Consider the following 17,336-nt stretch of genomic DNA (forward strand, 5'->3'; position numbering starts at 1 on the left):
GAGCTTCATCTCCACCCTCCTCAAGCAAAACCGACCGATTATTGCTTCCCTTCAGCTAGCCTATCGAGGGCATTTCCGCTTTTAATCTTGCGCCACCTAAGTAGTAACGATCAGAAGAGCAAAAGGGGACACAATGCACTACCACAGTACGAACAAAAATTCCAATTGATTTGAACAGGTACTTTACATTTTGAGCATTGCATCTAGAAGCCCCCTTCTCCCAAGATTGTATCAGGAAATCGTAACCTTTTGTAGAATTTTGGAAGTAGTTTCCGAGATTATCTTAGATATATAACAAAAATAGCACTATCACAATAAAAAAGCCCACCTAATATCGGTAGACCCTTCACTCTTTACGACTCATTATATTGGAGAATATTTGACCTAATCGAATTGCATTAAAATCATTAAACATTTCAAAATCACTTAAATACTTGCCCTGTATTGTAAACTGTTCATACCATTGTCCATTTCTTGTCACAATAACTTCCTCATGTATATCAGGAAATTGATCTGCAGTTAAATCTATAATAACACAATTGTGTTCTAGCCAAGCATGAGAACGTCCTTCTTTATCTATACCCCAAACATAATGCGCTTGAATTCCTTTATTACTGAGAAACTTTGCAAATAAATGGCTTGTATCACCACAACAACCTCTCGGGAAATTCTCAAAGAAACTTGAGTTTGGAAACTCGTTCAGTGGCATCAATTGAATCGTTTTTCTAAAAGCAAGGGCGTGCTCCCTAATTTTATCCTCTGTCATCTCGCCACGCTTTCCTTCCAAAACCATCGCTCTTCCCCATCTGCTTTTGTGTAGAAATGTTGATAGTACTTTTCTTTACAGCTTGGGCACTTCATTGTAACCTCTTCCCGTGTACGGTTCCAATCATCAGATTCATGGATTTCACGATACGTTCTTGATCCACAAGGACAAGGATGCTCTTTATTATAAGTTACTTCCCATGACATATTGCTAACCACCCTTATTCTGATTGTGATTGCACACTAATTAACTGATATTTTATTTTTCCAACAACTTTTTTGATTGAATCAACTTGCTTTTTGAATTCTCTCCAATCAAACGTATGCATATCCTTGGTACACTTCATCATATCGATTGGGTAGCTTTATCATGGATGCCCATATGCGGCATGAGTTTTTGTGATCCCATCCAAGCTACATCAACTTTATTTCCTTTTGCTATGTCTTCAGGTCGTGTTTTGCTCACATCTTCATAATCTTCACATGGAGTATCAAAAACATGGAATACGCGACAAGCCAATTGTCTAACAGGATACACCGAACATGAACCATCTAATAGAAATGACAAGTTGTTGTATCTTCATGATTTAGTAATTGTTCTGTAATTCTTTCATAGGTTCCATTATCAATTATTTCACTGACATACCATGATAGTCCCATGAGTTCGACTTGATTTAGTGGCATGGTAGGATTAAGACAACATAACAACCCTTCTGACACGCGATATTGCATTTCGATAGTCTCATTTTCATTCGGCATTACAACTCCCAACGAAAAAGATGATTATTATAAACTTTACTGAAACATTTTTTACCGGCTTTAATAAAAACGAACCTGTTCTAATGCCTTCTTATTACGAGTCATTTTATCGAACTTCAGTTTAATCTCAGGAAAAACATTTCCCAGCGAATCATATATGCCTCTTTTGGTAAGGTGAATACTTTTTTCCATTAATTTGAGCACTGTTTTTTTGCCCGGCTCATTTATTACAAAATACTTCTTTGTATCATCGAAATTCACATATACGATATTGGCAAATGTATCTTTCAGAGATTCTAAGAAGTACAATGCATCGAGATCTGTAAAATCTTCGTTGAATAAAACTGAATAGTATCCATGAATCCTAATATGTTTGATAACATCTTCAATAAATTCTGAAGAGTAAAGTTCTCTTATCATAATAATCCCCCGTAATTCAGTAGATCCAGCATTTATTTAAACTTTAAGAATTTCGGTTTCAGTATTACCGACAACATTTTTTCAAGCGCTTGACGATTTTCTTCATCTTCGAATTCAATCCAATGAACATTTAATAAACCATAGTTACCGCTAAAAAACCTATGCCATTTTTGGTTTTTTGAATCACCTCTTACAGGCTTGTAACACGCATCATAATGCAATGATATCCTGCTATTAAGGGGGCTTCCTTTCCCAACATATAGTGTCTCGCCTGCACTGTTTTGATAAATATAAATTCCTCTTTTGTTTCTTACATTCAAATTTATGTAATTTTTAGTAGATTGAATCTGTGATATATCTTCTGGTTGTATATGAGTAATCTCAAAGCGATTCCATTTATCGAGCGGTAATAAATTACATCTAACTAGTAAATCTTCTATTGACTGTTTGAATATTTCCGAGTCCATCACAGTCGCCCTCTCCACTACTAATGAATTTTAATTCAGTCGAGCGTATTCCGCCCTATGAAAAATAATATATTCACCAAGTTCTACATCCTTAACTTTCCAACCAGCACCTTCCCATGCGTTAAGTTGGGTATGATTATGTTCATGTCCATGAGTCTCATTGTGCCACCATTGTTTACGTTTATAGGCGCTTGGTGGTAACGTAAACCCAAGTATATTTTCAATCTCTGAGTAAGTCATTTTCAACGTTACTCTATTTGAAAGATAATCTTTTAATGGGTCATACTTGGAAGCCATTCGATATCCCCCTAAGTCATTTTGTTATTGTTTATCTTATTGTAGCAGGATATCGCAACAATTTGTAGAATTTTGGAAGAGATGTGACCCGAAATATTATCCTAATCATAATGGACGCGAAAAAAATGGTCGTAATCAAGAATATTAAAAAATGTATTGTCTTACTTCATTCGAGACAGCAAAATACCAATACATTTGAAACGCTTGGAAGTAGATTAACCTGCTGCTAGGGTGAAATAATGAAAGGTGTTAACCTCCGAGTTACACTTGCGTAGCGCCTATATCAATAGAGAAAAGATAGCAGTTTTCCTCCGTAATGAACGGATAGGTGGCGGTAAAATCACGGGGCTTAGTGAAGCAGTAACAATCGAAGAAAACAACTTCCTTCGTGCTGTGTGCACGTTCTATTTTGCGAAGACAAAAAATAGATACTCATACAATGAACTCAACAAAAACACTGAACTTCTTAAGAATCCTTTTTTCGTCCAATTCATTTTTACCTTAGCCTTCAATCCGGGTTCGAAATAGATTCGGATGCAACTCAACAAATTGCAAATCGTAATCTTGTCGTGACAAATGCCCTGCCGCTTATAATCTATTATACAAACTTGACAAACGTAGCCAGTCTGGGCATGTATTTTTGTGGTACCTGTAAAAACTATGTTCTCTTGTAAATCTAGGTTTTGATTAAAAGTTGAATCGGCAATAATAACAGTCGAATGCCATCGTTACTGCCTTGACAGGTGCGCAAAATATGCATTCCGCTTGCAGCTCCAACCTGGAAATTTTATTTTAATTCGGAGTAGTTTTTTACACCACAATTCTCCGGCTGGCGGCGTGGTTGTAATATCGGTACCTGTCTGTTAGCTTATTCCAAGAAAATCAACAACAACGTTTAACATATCCTTTTGTTATACGTTCATCAAAATGACTTTCAATCTTACCTATTGTGTCAAATAGCCTGTTCTAACAACTGTCCATTCTCCTTCAACCACAATTTCGCCTTATCCATCGTCGTAGTTTGTGCACGAACGATGTTCCAGAACCTCGGCGTGTGGTTCGCCTCGATCAAATGAGCGAGTTCATGGACAATGACGTAGTCGATGACAAACATCGGAGCTTTAATCAACCGCCAGTTAAAATTAACGTTATCCTTCAAAGTGCAGGAACCCCAACGGTAGCGATTGTCAACTATCTTTATTTCACCTATATTGACGCCGAGTAACCGGGCGAGCTGCTTTACCCGCGGGACCATTTTTTCTTTGGCCTTACATATATACCATTCGCGCAAGGATTCTACTTGTTTAGACGCCTGTGTAGCCGGAATAAGGAACCGTTGAGCGAATTGAACCTCGTCTAAACCAGCCCGAACGACTTCTATGCGATATTGTCGTCCCAAATAGAGCGCAGATTCACCGCTTACGAGTTCCTTCCCTGGAGCGTGGGGCAGGTCCTGATACTTCTGAGGGTGCCCTAATTTTTCATATATCCATTGCCGCTTTGACGCAACAATCTGTTCGATTTTTTCGTCAGATGTACCTTCAGGCGCATGTACCACCACCCTGCGATCACGCTCAACAGTGATGGTTAGCTTGCTCCGCTTAGCGGATCTATGAATTATATATGTCAGTTCCATCGCAATCACTCCGCGTAGAGAATTATGTCATTGTTTTTCTCTGCGATTTCCATAATCCGGCTGATGATATGAGCACGGTTTTTTACTATGCCGGGAAGTTGTAAAAAACCTTCTGAAAGTAATAACTTTTGAAGCTCAGATCTCAATTTGCTGCGGGCGGGAATGCTCTCCCAGAATCCTGTCAACCTTAATTCACGCTCAACAACTAAAAAAGTTTGCTGTGTCAGATTAACGAGCGTAGAGATCTCATCGTCACTTAAATCTTTTTCACCATAAATCTCACGTTTAAAACTTCTGAACAGTGGCATCTGCTTCTTACGATGGAGTCCATAGGTTTGCTCCTTACTGGCGTTTATGATGCGTTCACGCAGCTTTTCTAGTTCCTCATAGATCTTTTTCCAGTTGTCGCGGAACTCTTCAAAAACTGCTGCTAGTGCTGCGGCAAAAGAGGCCTGAAGATCTGGGTCGTCGTTTATTTCAATATCAATATGATGGCGAATGGCATGTTCAATTTCAGCCGCTTTAGTCTTGGTCCGGTTACGCTTGCTTAATTGTTTTTGAAAGTCCTCATCCAGTATAGAGATTGGTTCGACCTTCACCTCAATCCCTTTTGACTCAAGATATGTGTCGGTAATACTTCGAAGTTTTGATGGGATTCCTTTCATACTCAAACGCTCGTCGCGGAAGTGTTTCCCTGCTAATACATTAATTTCTGCTAGCGCCTGGTAGTCAGCTATATAGTCGAGAGCTTGCCGGGCGGGGAACACTAAGTTTAGGCATCTGGTCAGCTTCTTGAACGCCAGCATGAAGTCGAAACGGAGATCTTCATCATAGAATAGATCGAAGAACGCATCGAAATCGGTCAAATCCGTCAGGCCGTTTTTCTTGAGCAGATCCATAATTGCGGCATGGCTAACAATAAGTTCACGAAGCTCATCCTCGGGGAAACTGAGAGCGTCGATCACCTCTTTTTGCTCCCGCTCGTCATATGTGTCAATCGCTTTTTTAAGATGATGACCGATACCCACATAATCGACTACGAATCCTTTGTCCTTGAACTTACCACCAACACGATTCACACGTGCGATAGCTTGAAGCAGATTGTGAGCAACGATCACCTTATCGAGATACATCACCTGTTCGACCGGCGCATCAAATCCGGTTAATAGCATGTTGTTTACTATTATGATACCTAGGTCTCCAGAGACTCCATCATCTTTATCTACATTACCAAAAGTCATCTTAAAACTTTTGATGCTCTTCTCATGCTTGGACTTGTCGGAGTAGTTCTTAAGGTGAGGCAAGTCGTTGTGATTACCCGAGATGATGACGTCCGTTGTAAGTTTCTTTAATTGATCCAGTTTAATCTTCCTCGGATTAGACTGTTCCAATTCGACAATCGCTGCCTTAAGAGCATCATCAATGTGTTTCTTGTATCTCACAGCAGCTTCCCGGGAGGTGGCGACCACTTGGGCCTTGTAGCCATTTGGGAACACATGTTTCAAATAGTGCTTTACCATGTCTTCGGATTTGGCGGCGATCGTAGGTTCTGCTTCCAGGTAAGCTTCGCGGGAACCATAGCCAAGAATCTCCATACGTTGATGAAGATTGTAGTCGCTGAATACATCCTCAAAAGCAGCGTCCATTTCCAACTGGTCTGTTACCTCTGCGTTGTGGGTGCGACCTTCGTAAACGATTTCTAAGGTCACTCTATCTTCGATTGCCTGACGCATGGTGTATTTATCTATGTAGTCACCGAAAACCTTCTCGGTTTTATCAATGGGTGTGCCAGTATAGCCAATGCGGGTGGCATTTGGGATTCCCTTATCAAGATTAGCCCCTAACATTGCATATTGGGAGCGGTGTGCCTCGTCTGTCATTACCAGTATGTACGGGCTCGGATTCAGCTCTGGAAAAGTCTCAGTTAGATCAATCTCACGGAACTTGTGTATCATGGCCATAACCAGGTCCGAGGAGTCTGAACGCAGCAGTTCTTTCAGCTTACTGATACTATCCGCAACCTTGACAGTAAAGCCAATACTTTTACTGGTCTCAGCCAGTTGATCTTCCAACTGGGTCCGATCGGTCACAAACACCACCTTCCAATGGGAGAGTTCGGCATGACGATACATTTCACGAACCATAAACATCATCGTAAGCGATTTACCTGAACCTTGTGTATGCCAGATAATACCACTGCGATCACGACGGCTATGGCCTTCTAGAAGGCGTTTGACAGCTAGTTTGACTGCACGGAATTGCTGGTAGCGGCCCACAATTTTAATGGTCTCACCCTTATCGTTGGTGGCAAATAATGTGAAGGTGCGGATAAGGTCGAGCAGATTGTCACGATCCAACATCCCGGCGACCAATCTCTGTTGGTCGTTGGGACTGCTGTTACCATGTTCAAGCTCGTCGACTGTGCGCGGATAAGGATCCGCCCAGCGATAGAAGTGTTTCTCATTGTGGGTGGTAATGGTTCCGAACTTGGCCTCGTTGCGGCAGGTGACAATGACAATCTGATTATAATAAAACAACGGCGCACTGCCTTCGCCCTTCGCGCCACGCTGTTCACTATAACGGAGTATTTGGTCGATAGCTTCAGGGAGCGCATCTTTTACCTTAGGCGATTTACACTCTACCACCACCACCGGCAAGCCGTTGAGGAATAGAACGATGTCAAGAATGATGTGATGCTCGGTACCTAGGATACGCACTTTGAACTGACAAACTGCGATAAAGCGATTGTTGTCCTTGTGTGTGAAGTCCACAAAACGCACCGATGGACTTTTCTCGCCTGTCAGGCGATTCTCACTGACGCTGGTGTTTTCTACTAACAAGTTAAAAACATGACGGTTATTCTGAATCAGGCTCGTACCAGGAAAACTAGCAGTGAGTTGCTTGACCGCATATTCCAACTGATCGTCTTCCAGCCACGGGTTGATAATCTTGACCTGCTCCCGTAGAACAGGTAGCATCACAACCTCACTGAAACTCTGGCGGTGACTTTCGATCGGGTGTTGGCTTTTGTTGAGGTCGATGATTTCCCACTTTAACCCCGCAAGTTGTTCAAGCAATGGCTTCTCAACGTGGTTACGTTCGTCTATCTTTATATGCTGAGGGGTTTTGTCGTCGCTCATCAGACCATAACCTCCGAATCCAGCAAGGGTGCAACGGGCTTCTTGCCTGTAAGCAAGTCTTGCATTAGCGCTGATTTAAGGGAGTTCAGTTTGTGGAGTTCAGAATAAAGATTTTCAATTCTTTTGATAATTGAATCTAATATTTCTGAGATTTTCACCTGCTCGCTTGGATTCGCTATTGGAATGAGTAGTTTCCTTATCGTTGGCAGATTAAGACCTGCTTTTGCCCCAGATTCATTTAGCTTCTCGAACTGACTTTGCCCACCTCTCCCCGAAAGATACCAACCAACAAATCTTGCATCTACTTTAGAGGGTAATAGACGTACCAATGCAATATGCTGATTCACGTATCCTTCTCCAAACTGTTTAGGAATAACACCTATTATACCTAGGTCTGCAGTAATTGAAATCAGGATGTCACCTGCTGCAATTGACGTACGTTTTCCTTCTGACGATTTCGGCAGACTTACACGAACTAAATTGTCTAAACGCAGATTTATATGCTCCCTCGTAAGGTTACCAATTCGAAGAAATGTAGCCCCTTCGACACTGTAGAATTGTGCCCATCCCCTTGAACCACTGGTCACGAACTCAACAACAGTATCTAGCTCTACAACATTCCAGTCTACCGGAATCCTACCTAATGGTGAGTCTTTAAATTGATGTGTCAGTTCGGAACGTACATTGCCATGTTCATCGATGCCGCGGGTGAGAAGGTCTTGCATTAGGCCGGTCTTGATACGCTTCTGTTTGGCAATCAATGCCTGTGTCTGATCAATTGCTTGATCTACAGTAGAAAGAATTTCGGCGATTTTGTTTTGCTCTTGTATGTCAGGATAAGGTACTTTCCAATTCAAAGTTTCCCCTGGGTTTACTCGGACATGGCTATTTGTTGTACCAACCGCCGAATTCTGTAGCCTTCGGCGGAAAAAGTCAGTTTCAAACCAATATCTATAGTAATTAAGTGATACCGCTTTTTGTTTTGCCTTGTAAGCAATAAACTCTGTCGAACAACAGTGTCTTCGGTAAGAATTAGACGGGTCGACCACAGATACGCGGGAAGTTCGTGGGTTTAACTTTGACAGTAAAACAACCGGTTCAGACAAGAGCGTTTTGTTGCTCTCGATCTCTCGCCCAAATTCGATTGCGGGGCCGCGACTCGCATCAAAGGCCGGAAGGCTGTGGTGAGCGAATTCTTCGTTTGGAAATAGAAAAGGACAAATTGAGCCCTTGCTGATCTCAAACAAATCACCAAGCTTAACCTGTGGAAAAGATTCACACATACAGCAACCCCCTTAGATACCCATCCAGTGTCTTCAGGTTCTCGAGTCGTTCACTTTCCAATTCCCGACTGGATACGGCATATTTGTCCCAGAGGTTTTCCACCACCTGAATCAGCTCACGCTTCTCCGCATTGAGGAAGCGGTCTAGGTCCTGATAGACCAGATCAAATAGCTTTTTCAGGATCAAATGACGAGCTTCTTCCTCGTTGAGCTGACCACCAATGTCTTTAAGGATGCCATCTGTCTTAGCGAGGCGATTTTCTAGGGCAGCTTTATCCTTGTTTAATGAGATAATCTTCTTCTTGTCGTCTTTATTAATGGGATTGAGTTCGGCCAGTTGAGCATCTACTTGCCTAATCATTCCCTCGCTCTCGGCTTTAAACTGGTCAGCGCCGAGCCGTTTAAGTTGGAGCTTCAGGGATAATTCGTCGGTTTTGGTTTTCAGATCGACCTTGTTGTCCTTGATGCGCTTTTCAATGATGATGATTGCCTTTTCTTGGGCTTGCAGGTTTCTTAACTCTCTGATTGCTGATTCACCTGTGCTTCCCTTGAGATCATCAATCAGTTCCTTCAGGGCCTTCTTCAAAACAGGAGCAGAGACGCTCTCATCCTCTTCCGGCTCATATGCAGCTATTTCCTGAGCTGTTTCCACCGCCTCGGCGAGCTCGCTCTGTAACTCATAGATCTGAGTCTCGAGCGCTTCAATCTCTTCCGCCTCGACCTGGAAGAAGGCTGCTACCAGGTATTCATCAGGAATCAGACTGTGATGCCAACCGGTGGAGATTATGGTCTTAAGGTCATAACGTATCTGTTGCCACCAGTTCACAAACACCCCAGCGCTCTTGAATTCATCGAGTACACACAAGGGAATCAGCTTGTTTTTGAGCGTGGTTAGCAGTTCGTGACGAACTTCTGGTATTGTCTTGCTGTCACTCAGTCCGGCAAAGTCGCCACGTGCCACAGTCCACCACTCATGTAAAGCAGAAATGTGTGCATTGATCGTCTGCTGTAGTGCAGAATCGGCTTCCAAAGAGGCCTTGATGGCGGGCTTGGCGTTAACTGACTCTCGGAAGGCGAGATAACCGGGGCGATCAGGCTCGAAAAGAGTGTCGAACTGAATCCCGAAGCGAGCAAAGTCGTTAACGCGAGCAGTGACCTCAGCCTCTGGAATGCCGCCAATCAAGTGTGCCTGCACGTCTTCCGATTCCGGTTCGGGGGTGTTGTCTACATAGCGGCGGATATTTAGATTGCAATCATGAATCTTCACTATTTCAGTCTTGTGGACCAATCGGCTGTATTTGGGAATCTCCAGCTTGTGCGTGAAGACAAAGTCAATCTTCTCTATGTCTTCCGGGCGTAGCTTGTTCTGTGCCTTACCTTCGGCATATTCGCGGTCAGCATTTATGAAAAGCACCTTATCTCGCAGGACATCTGGCTTATTTTTATTGGCGACGATCACGCATGCCGGGATACTAGTACCGTAAAACAAACCAGGTGGCAAGCTAATAATAGCTTCAATTATATCGTCATTAATCAAGATCTCGCGGATCAGCTTCTCCTTACCGCCACGGAAGAGTACACCATGGGGCATGATGGTTGCCATGTGACCATCGGGCTTAAGGCTCGCCAACATGTGCTGGACAAACATTAGATCTGCCTTCTTTCCTGTTTCGGGACACCATTCGCGAAAGCGATTAGGGAATTTTAGATTTGCACGGCTGTAGTTTTGCGAAAATGGAGGATTGGCTAGCACGCGATCGAACTTACGTATCTGGCCATTCTCCGTAATGAGTGGGTCTTCCAGAGTATCACCGTTCTCAATGGTGAAGCGATTGATGTTGTGGAGAATCATATTCATATTGCAGATTGACCACACAGTACCGTTAGAATCCTGACCAAAGAGGGCCAGATCGTTCGGATCTTGCCCCTGCTCCTCTACATACTGATGGGATTGAATTAGAAAGCCACCGGAGCCGACGGTAGGGTCATAGATTTCGTTACCTGCTTCTGGTTTAGTAAGCTGTACGAGCAAGCGCACAACTTCAGCCGGGGTATAGAACTCTCCGCCTTTCTTACCAGCACTATCAGCGAAAAACTTTATTAGATATTCGTATGCTGCGCCAAGCAGATCGGGGAACTCAAAATTATTATTCACTAGTACAAAGTCAGGCTGGTTGAAGTGGTCAATCAGGTCTTTCCACTTTTGATCAGGTATCTTAGTCTTGCCTTTGACGGCGTTAAAATCAATGTTGTTTTTAAGTACTCCGGCAAGGGCGTCATTTTCCTCTTCTATTGCAGCAATCGCCTTGTTGAGCATGTTGCCAATGTCGTGTTTTAAATCCTTTAGCGCAGGTACTGTATCACCGTTTTCATCGGTCCATGATTCATGCCAGCGGGCACGAATAGGAACGAAGAATGTCTCGCCGTAAGTCATTTTGTCTTCCAGTATTTCCTCAATGAGGTCCGGTTGATCCTTTAAATGTGCATAGTCTGTATTACGCAGTTGTTCACGTTTGCGGTCGAACTCATCTGACAATCGTTTTATGAACAACATCCCAAAGATAAATTCCTTGAACTCTGAGGCGTCCATTTTACCGCGTAAAATATCGGCAGCCTTAAAAAGGAAGTTTTCTAATTGGGATAGGGTTATTTTTTCGCTAGACAATATAATTCCTCCTGAAGGTTAATTCTCTAACCCTTATTATTCGACATTCCCACTCTACTATCCCTGCAAATCTTAAAAAGATTCAATTAACATAGTGAGGGTTTAGATACATTATAAAGGTATAGCTGAGGGGAAGTAATCTTTGCCAAGTTCATCCTCAATGTTACGATCGTAAAGAGAACCTTGCCCCGTAGTTGAAGAGCTTTGGATGGCAATGTCATGGCCGATCTTATGCAATAGTATGAACTCTTGGGATTCCTCTGGGTACTTAAAAAAAGGCCTTCCAACACCAATTATTGATGGTTTATTAGTGAAAGTTAATAAACAAGCCTGTTGGAAGTCATCAAACGGACTACCTTGTAGCCCCTATATAAAGCTCACTAACTTCAACGGTATCTCATCGAATACTTTTTGTAGTTTAAACTCTAAAAGGGCCATTTAATCCACCTATTATTTGAATGTTACACTTCCTTAAAAAACCAAAATATGCCACCCATAAGAAGTGGCATTAACAGATAAATCAGTAATTGTAGTATCCCTTGAGATATTTCTTAATTTCATCCTTGTTCCCAATATTACTTCTATCGATGTACTGTTCTAATTCTTCTGCGAACTTCTCTTTAGTTATCTTCCTATCTTTGAGAAGTATGTTTAATATGAAGTCCACTCTCAATTCGTTGGCTAAGTCTAAGACGCTTTTTTCATTATCTTTAATATCGGAGTACAAGTTTGAAATATAAAATACCCTTATACTGTTACTAATCAAACTAAGAGTATAAAAAACAATAAAAGAGAAAAAGTAAGCCACAAAAAAAACGATTAGGTAGAAGACTAGCTCTGAAACAAGTTCTTCTGTACTGTATAAAATGAAGTGTAGAAAATAAAACAAAATGATTCCTACACCGATATTAAAAGCCAAAAATTCAAAGCTTACTAAAATATTATGAATTGATTTGACTCCATTTAGCTTCGTAATCAATTTAACAATATCTTTTTGTAGTATGCCAATAATTATAGCGATACCTGCCAGGATTGTCCCCAACATTCCGATTAAAGCTGTAGCTATGTTTAATGTAATACTCTGCAAGGGAACTAGATACTTATTAAAGTCCGAATGGACATTAGATATTATTGCTAACAGAAATAATGTGCTAGCTACAATAAGTGATAGCTTACACTCAACTGCCTTAAAATTGAAGTAATCATGCCACTTTTTATTTTCATTAAACCTACTAAACATAGTTTTTTTCATTGGAGTATCTCCTAAAGATACGAATTAAAAAGAGATCATGCTTATCAGAAAAACATATTAAGTAATGACTCAATCTTTTTTCTGCAAACTTCAGCAAAGAGGATCGGATTTGAAGGTTTTTCTTCCAATTTATCTTTGATTGATCTATTGTCATTTGTTGTATACTTTCTTCCTTCTTTACTTTCTGCTTCGACTTTAACATATCCATTTCTTATAGCTAATTCTGCTGATAATTCTGAATGTATGTCTTCAATTTTTTCAATTTCTTCGTTAATAATTTCTGCATCCAAATTCAAACCTTCATCATTTCTAGAAGTGAACAATATACTTGTTTGTGTTACATTTCCGGCTTTAATGTTATTTAAATATTTTTCCCCATTTTTTTGTATTTTATCCAAGAATTCATCATCTGCATTAGGAGGTATAATTTCAATCTTTAACGAATGTAATTTACCAATACTTTTTAATTGCTCTTTTATACGATCAACACTTAATCCTTCTTTCAACAAGGAAACATCAAAATAATAGTTTTCTTCAGCATTTGACATGCTTCTATTTAATAGTTCTCCGAATGCATGGTTAAATTCTTGAAAGCCAAATCTATTAGTAGTGTAAAATACTACTATTTCTTTATGTACATCAAAGTAAAATTCAATTACTTCTGTATTGTCAACCATCATTTTCCGTAACTTTCCTGTGTTACTATCTACCTCATTAAAAAACAAAGGAGATTTTTTAAAAATACTTCCAACGATAGAACGAGGAAAATCTAATTTCTCTAGAAAATTAAAATTATACGTAGCATCGTACGTATAGGTCTCCCCATATTCCACCGTTTTCATATCTTCCCGTGTGTATTCTACCTTTTCATTAATTTTCGTGTACAATTTATCTAAAGTTTCTTCAAGTTTTATCTTCTTATCATACACCTTAAAAATGTGAGAATTCAGATTAACTTTTGAGAAATATAATGTGACAGACATATAAATACCCCTCTACATAATTTAAGATTCATTTTTGAACGTTGATCAGTTTCCATAATTCGACAAATAAATTCTACCACAATTTAGTACATTTGGTCCATGTGTTTGTCAGGAGTAAAAATAAATACTAAACTCTTCATTTTACATTTATAATGTTATTTTAGGCACACAGAAATTAAGGAGGATATGTTTGTAGCAAGTCTAATAATGTCAATTCATTTCCTCACTGGTTGGGCACATAACCGAAGATTATCATATATAAATAAAAAGCACCCGAGTTATATGGGTGCTTTTTGTCTGATCAATTAATGAGCTGTTATTTTGTAGGAATTATTTATATCTTCAGAGATTCCCCTCAACATGAAGCTTATGAAGCTCACGATAGTTACGTCAATGCAAGAAATTTCATAGCAGATTGTTTGGTTTCCGAAGGGTTTCTAAGTAGAGACGGCAAGGTGGAACTTATTCTTTTCTCTAAAAACACTGTCGAAAGTTATACCAAAGAAAAAAATGATATCGTAATTGCTCATCATAAAAATATTGGTTTTCTGCCAGATAAAGATGTAACAACATTTTAGGGTTATTCTTGAGATGCTCACGAATCCCGTTACAGGTCATAGAACAAATTCCACCATATACAGGACTCTGTCGAGAAGAAGGTTGTTTGTCGGGAATAGTCAGCACTTGTTAAATTAAGCAAATTAAATCGAATAATTGATGAATTGTTACTAAAACAACAGCCTATATCCGAAAGTTCGGAAATAGGATCACTAAGCTCACATTTGAATGTGGGTGAGAAAAAACACTTTCTATAGATTCTCATCTTTAATGAGTTTCAGGAAGCTCTCAAATCTATCGTCTTCAAGATTAAATAGCTCGATTAATGGTCGAGGCATTTCAGCTCCAAACTTATCTCGTTCAATAAGCTCAGTCCTCCCGAAGTTATTATTCCTCTTCGAAAACTCATGTTCTAACAAATTGACTAACTGGAAATAACGTAGATCAGGGTACTTTTGCCAAATGGTCTCAATTAGACTTGTTATCCTTGCTATCCGTTCAATTTCCCTTACCATCCCTAGCCCCCCTTTGACTTCTATATTCATTTGATCAGAAATCAGCCAAATCACAATATGAAAGGAAAACTAACTGCCCCATCCCTCAAACCATTATTTCTCTATCCCTTCTATACAAGACCCGACCGAACCACTACGCCACACCTAGTTAATTACTATAACCCTCCAAAACCAGCTCACTCCAGTTCCGATGTCATCACCTTAAGTACTTTGCGATCATTCCCTGATGCTAAATACTTGAGTTGTCCCTTCGGAGATTTGAACTTGACGTAACTCCCTACGTTTAGAAAACTCCAGGTTTTGAATGATCTCCAATACCTCTTCAACCGTTTTCTGGTTAATTATTTCGCTTGATGAAACCCTCTCAACAACGGCTTGAATAATGTGCTCGATCTGTTTGATCGAACTTAGCAGGGTGTCTATTTGAGGATGTCTGACTGTCTGTGAGCGTAAGCCTTCCTCCACAGAATCTGGCTCGTTTTTTAACAGTCTCTGCCACTTGTAAACCAATGCTGGTGTTAATCCATGTTTTCTGGCTATATTCGCAATATTATCGCTCTCAGCAGCTTCCTTTAAGACCTTATGTTTGAAATCTCTGGGGTACTTTTTACGTTCCATGTCCTGTCCTCCCGTATTAGTTATATTATCAACAACGGCCATCTTTGTCTCAGGGTGAAGGTTTTGAATGGTAGTATTTTTCATGTATTCCCTTGATAGCCTATGCGCTAATCTATAGTAGCTTTGCCCTTTTTTTCTCCCGATGAATTTGATATCTATCCAGGTTGAAGGAAACGTCGAGCATAATTCCCGAAGCGAATTTTGAATATCTTGTACTATCTGTAGACTCAATTCATCCAAACTCGCTGTGAATTGTGGATCTAAAATACGCTTGATGTTGTCTACATCACTATATATGCTTACTCGCTGATAAGTCGCTTCAGACACATCCAAATATGACTTGACTTCGTTCAGTGCTCCAATTATCGCGCAAAATCCCCCAAAAGGCGGAGAATGTATCACATCGATGGACATTACCCTGCTTGAGGTTATCGACTGTTTCCCGTCAACCAGTACTATTCCAATCCCATACTTTGAGCTGTTTTTTTGTACTGAAGCATCACAATAGACACTTAGCATCCTATTACATTTAACTTCCTTTAAACCCTCTTGTGCTGGGGGAGATTCCGATGGATTCCATTGCATCTTTAAATCCCTTAAAATCCCCCCTCCCCCTATGCATTTTTTGCAAAAGCTAGCAAAGCTACGCTCACCAGAGATATGCACTGGAAGCTTGGCCACTTCTGTGGCCGGGGCTTCACAATGGTAGCAGTTGTAATTGTCCCGCCGAAGTATATATTCATGAAAAGGCTTTGGATTTCTGAGTTTCTTTATTCTCCATGGACGCTGTATTGTTGCGTTACCCGCCAATACTTCTGCCACTGCAGTCTGAAGATCAATTTGTCGACTCCAACCACCTTTATAACCTCCTGGACCGACATAAAAAATATACCCATATTTACTAATACTTAAGGTTGTAATATCGAAGTTATAAGGTACAGGTGACTGGAGGGTATAGGTTACCTCAACACATCTGCTCTTGCATGATCGGCAATAAGCTCTAAGCTTTCCACCCTGAGCTGAGCTAAACTCCTTGAACCACTTGGACTGATTACATACCTTGCATCTTTTATAAAGAGAGCACGTGTCACCATCGCGTACCATATCAGCCACTCCTGTGACTTCCAAATTATCGTGAGTATAACTAATAGTAACCCTTTAACGGATACTTTGTATACCCTTAAATGCCAAAGTCTTATCCTATAGACTGGGGACAGAGGTGAATACAGTTGAATCCTGACGAAATCGGCGAGAGAATTAGAATTGCAAGGAAACGGAAATTTCCAAGTCGCAATGACTTTGCTGAAGCACTCCAGACATCCGAAGCAAATGTAAAGCGGATTGAGAGGGGCGGCGGGCTCCCAAGTATAGATTTACTCGTAAGGATATCTATTTTACTGGAAACCACCACTGACTTTATCCTCTTTGGACGCAAAGTTCAAAAAGAGGAAATTGAACGATTACAGACTTTACTCTCACACTTGAGCCAAGAAGGGCGTGTGACCTTTAATAATATTGGTCAAGAATTAATAAAACTTGAAAGAAGTCGTACTAATCATATGGATAAAAAATAAGACAAACATCAATCTCACATAATTGCTACTATCACCATGATATTAGTCCTCCTACAACAGTTTTCCCACCCCTGTTACCGCGGTTGGGGATATGTTCCAACTGACCCACGGATCTTCTAGGGCTAAATTTTTTCTGAGGCTGCTAGTGCTTAGTTCAACTCGAAGAGTCAATTAATAGCTGACTTTAGCTTATTAAAAAGAGCGCTCGAAAATAAAATATAAAATCACCGCCTAATTTCTATGGGCGGTGATTTCTTTTGATGCAGAATTGTTTCTTCATTATCAACTAGGCTTACTCCAGACCTATAATATGTCTTGCACTGAACTAATACCCCCTTATCATATGGATTCGAATGATGTCTTTGCCCTCCTAAAAGTCCAGTATCCCCTTCATACATCTTGAA

14 protein-coding genes are annotated in these 17,336 nt (G+C 40.5%); 2 read left to right on the forward strand and 12 right to left on the reverse strand.

The window, feature by feature from the left end; genetic code table 11:
* Positions 1 to 110: 110 nt before the first annotated feature.
* From ACI5FR_RS10935 to ACI5FR_RS10985, 11 genes are all read right to left on the reverse strand, one after another.
* Entirely contained in the window at positions 111 to 203 is a 93-nt protein-coding gene (locus ACI5FR_RS10935) for a zinc ribbon domain-containing protein (protein WP_405454323.1), read from the reverse strand.
* Between the two features lie 143 nt (positions 204 to 346).
* Positions 347 to 793: a transglutaminase domain-containing protein gene (locus ACI5FR_RS10940; RefSeq protein WP_405454325.1), complete on the reverse strand. Its 447-nt coding sequence runs from the start codon at positions 791 to 793 to the stop codon at positions 347 to 349.
* Between the two features lie 791 nt (positions 794 to 1,584).
* Positions 1,585 to 1,944, reverse strand: a complete 360-nt coding sequence (locus tag ACI5FR_RS10945) for a hypothetical protein (RefSeq protein WP_405454327.1) — start codon at positions 1,942 to 1,944, stop codon at positions 1,585 to 1,587.
* Between the two features lie 32 nt (positions 1,945 to 1,976).
* Positions 1,977 to 2,411 (reverse strand): hypothetical protein, encoded by a 435-nt coding sequence (locus ACI5FR_RS10950; protein WP_405454329.1) that lies wholly within the window; start codon positions 2,409 to 2,411, stop codon positions 1,977 to 1,979.
* Between the two features lie 30 nt (positions 2,412 to 2,441).
* Positions 2,442 to 2,708, reverse strand: a complete 267-nt coding sequence (locus tag ACI5FR_RS10955) for a DUF7662 domain-containing protein (protein WP_405454331.1) — start codon at positions 2,706 to 2,708, stop codon at positions 2,442 to 2,444.
* A gap of 952 nt (positions 2,709 to 3,660) precedes the next feature.
* Positions 3,661 to 4,344, reverse strand: a complete 684-nt coding sequence (locus ACI5FR_RS10960; protein ID WP_405454333.1) for a M48 family metallopeptidase — start codon at positions 4,342 to 4,344, stop codon at positions 3,661 to 3,663.
* Positions 4,345 to 4,349: 5 nt separating this feature from the next.
* Positions 4,350 to 7,484 (reverse strand): type I restriction endonuclease subunit R, encoded by a 3,135-nt coding sequence (locus tag ACI5FR_RS10965; RefSeq protein WP_405454335.1) that lies wholly within the window; start codon positions 7,482 to 7,484, stop codon positions 4,350 to 4,352.
* Entirely contained in the window at positions 7,484 to 8,767 is a 1,284-nt protein-coding gene (locus ACI5FR_RS10970) for a restriction endonuclease subunit S (RefSeq protein WP_405454337.1), read from the reverse strand. The genes ACI5FR_RS10965 and ACI5FR_RS10970 overlap by 1 nt, the downstream gene beginning before the upstream one ends.
* Positions 8,760 to 11,432 carry a type I restriction-modification system subunit M gene (locus ACI5FR_RS10975; RefSeq protein WP_405454339.1) on the reverse strand — a complete coding sequence of 891 codons (2,673 nt, stop codon included), beginning with the start codon at positions 11,430 to 11,432 and terminating at the stop codon, positions 8,760 to 8,762. Before ACI5FR_RS10975 ends, ACI5FR_RS10970 begins: the two co-directional genes overlap by 8 nt.
* A gap of 520 nt (positions 11,433 to 11,952) precedes the next feature.
* Positions 11,953 to 12,684 (reverse strand): hypothetical protein, encoded by a 732-nt coding sequence (locus tag ACI5FR_RS10980; RefSeq protein ID WP_405454341.1) that lies wholly within the window; start codon positions 12,682 to 12,684, stop codon positions 11,953 to 11,955.
* A 44-nt stretch (positions 12,685 to 12,728) separates the two neighbouring features.
* A complete protein-coding gene (locus tag ACI5FR_RS10985; RefSeq protein ID WP_405454343.1) occupies positions 12,729 to 13,667 on the reverse strand; it encodes a DUF4747 family protein in 939 nt (312 codons plus the stop codon).
* A 293-nt stretch (positions 13,668 to 13,960) separates the two neighbouring features.
* Here ACI5FR_RS10985 and ACI5FR_RS10990 point away from each other — a divergent pair, with 293 nt between their 5' ends.
* Entirely contained in the window at positions 13,961 to 14,245 is a 285-nt protein-coding gene (locus tag ACI5FR_RS10990; protein ID WP_405454345.1) for a hypothetical protein, read from the forward strand.
* A gap of 711 nt (positions 14,246 to 14,956) precedes the next feature.
* Here ACI5FR_RS10990 and ACI5FR_RS10995 read toward each other — a convergent pair.
* Positions 14,957 to 16,462, reverse strand: coding sequence for a transposase (locus ACI5FR_RS10995; protein WP_405454347.1), 1,506 nt, complete (start codon positions 16,460 to 16,462; stop codon positions 14,957 to 14,959).
* Positions 16,463 to 16,587: 125 nt separating this feature from the next.
* On the opposite strand from ACI5FR_RS10995, the gene ACI5FR_RS11000 reads away from it, so the two are divergent.
* Positions 16,588 to 16,932: a helix-turn-helix domain-containing protein gene (locus tag ACI5FR_RS11000; protein WP_405454349.1), complete on the forward strand. Its 345-nt coding sequence runs from the start codon at positions 16,588 to 16,590 to the stop codon at positions 16,930 to 16,932.
* Positions 16,933 to 17,336: the final 404 nt, after the last annotated feature.

Origin of the sequence: Paenibacillus sp. HJGM_3, assembly GCF_045062745.1 — a bacterium.
Taxonomy (GTDB): domain Bacteria; phylum Bacillota; class Bacilli; order Paenibacillales; family NBRC-103111; genus Paenibacillus_AA.

Bases quoted from the DNA above. Each gene is read 5' to 3' on its own strand.
- ACI5FR_RS10950 (WP_405454329.1), bottom strand. From the start codon at position 2,411: ATGGACTCGGAAATATTCAAACAGTCAATAGAAGATTTACTAGTTAGA.
- ACI5FR_RS10995 (WP_405454347.1), bottom strand. From the start codon at position 16,462: ATGGTACGCGATGGTGACACGTGCTCTCTTTATAAAAGATGCAAGGTA.
- ACI5FR_RS10955 (WP_405454331.1), bottom strand. From the start codon at position 2,708: ATGGCTTCCAAGTATGACCCATTAAAAGATTATCTTTCAAATAGAGTA.
- ACI5FR_RS10935 (WP_405454323.1), bottom strand. From the start codon at position 203: ATGCAATGCTCAAAATGTAAAGTACCTGTTCAAATCAATTGGAATTTT.
- ACI5FR_RS10965 (WP_405454335.1), bottom strand. From the start codon at position 7,484: ATGAGCGACGACAAAACCCCTCAGCATATAAAGATAGACGAACGTAAC.
- ACI5FR_RS10970 (WP_405454337.1), bottom strand. From the start codon at position 8,767: ATGTGTGAATCTTTTCCACAGGTTAAGCTTGGTGATTTGTTTGAGATC.
- ACI5FR_RS10940 (WP_405454325.1), bottom strand. From the start codon at position 793: ATGGTTTTGGAAGGAAAGCGTGGCGAGATGACAGAGGATAAAATTAGG.
- ACI5FR_RS10985 (WP_405454343.1), bottom strand. From the start codon at position 13,667: ATGTCTGTCACATTATATTTCTCAAAAGTTAATCTGAATTCTCACATT.
- ACI5FR_RS10945 (WP_405454327.1), bottom strand. From the start codon at position 1,944: ATGATAAGAGAACTTTACTCTTCAGAATTTATTGAAGATGTTATCAAA.
- ACI5FR_RS10980 (WP_405454341.1), bottom strand. From the start codon at position 12,684: ATGAAAAAAACTATGTTTAGTAGGTTTAATGAAAATAAAAAGTGGCAT.
- ACI5FR_RS10960 (WP_405454333.1), bottom strand. From the start codon at position 4,344: ATGGAACTGACATATATAATTCATAGATCCGCTAAGCGGAGCAAGCTA.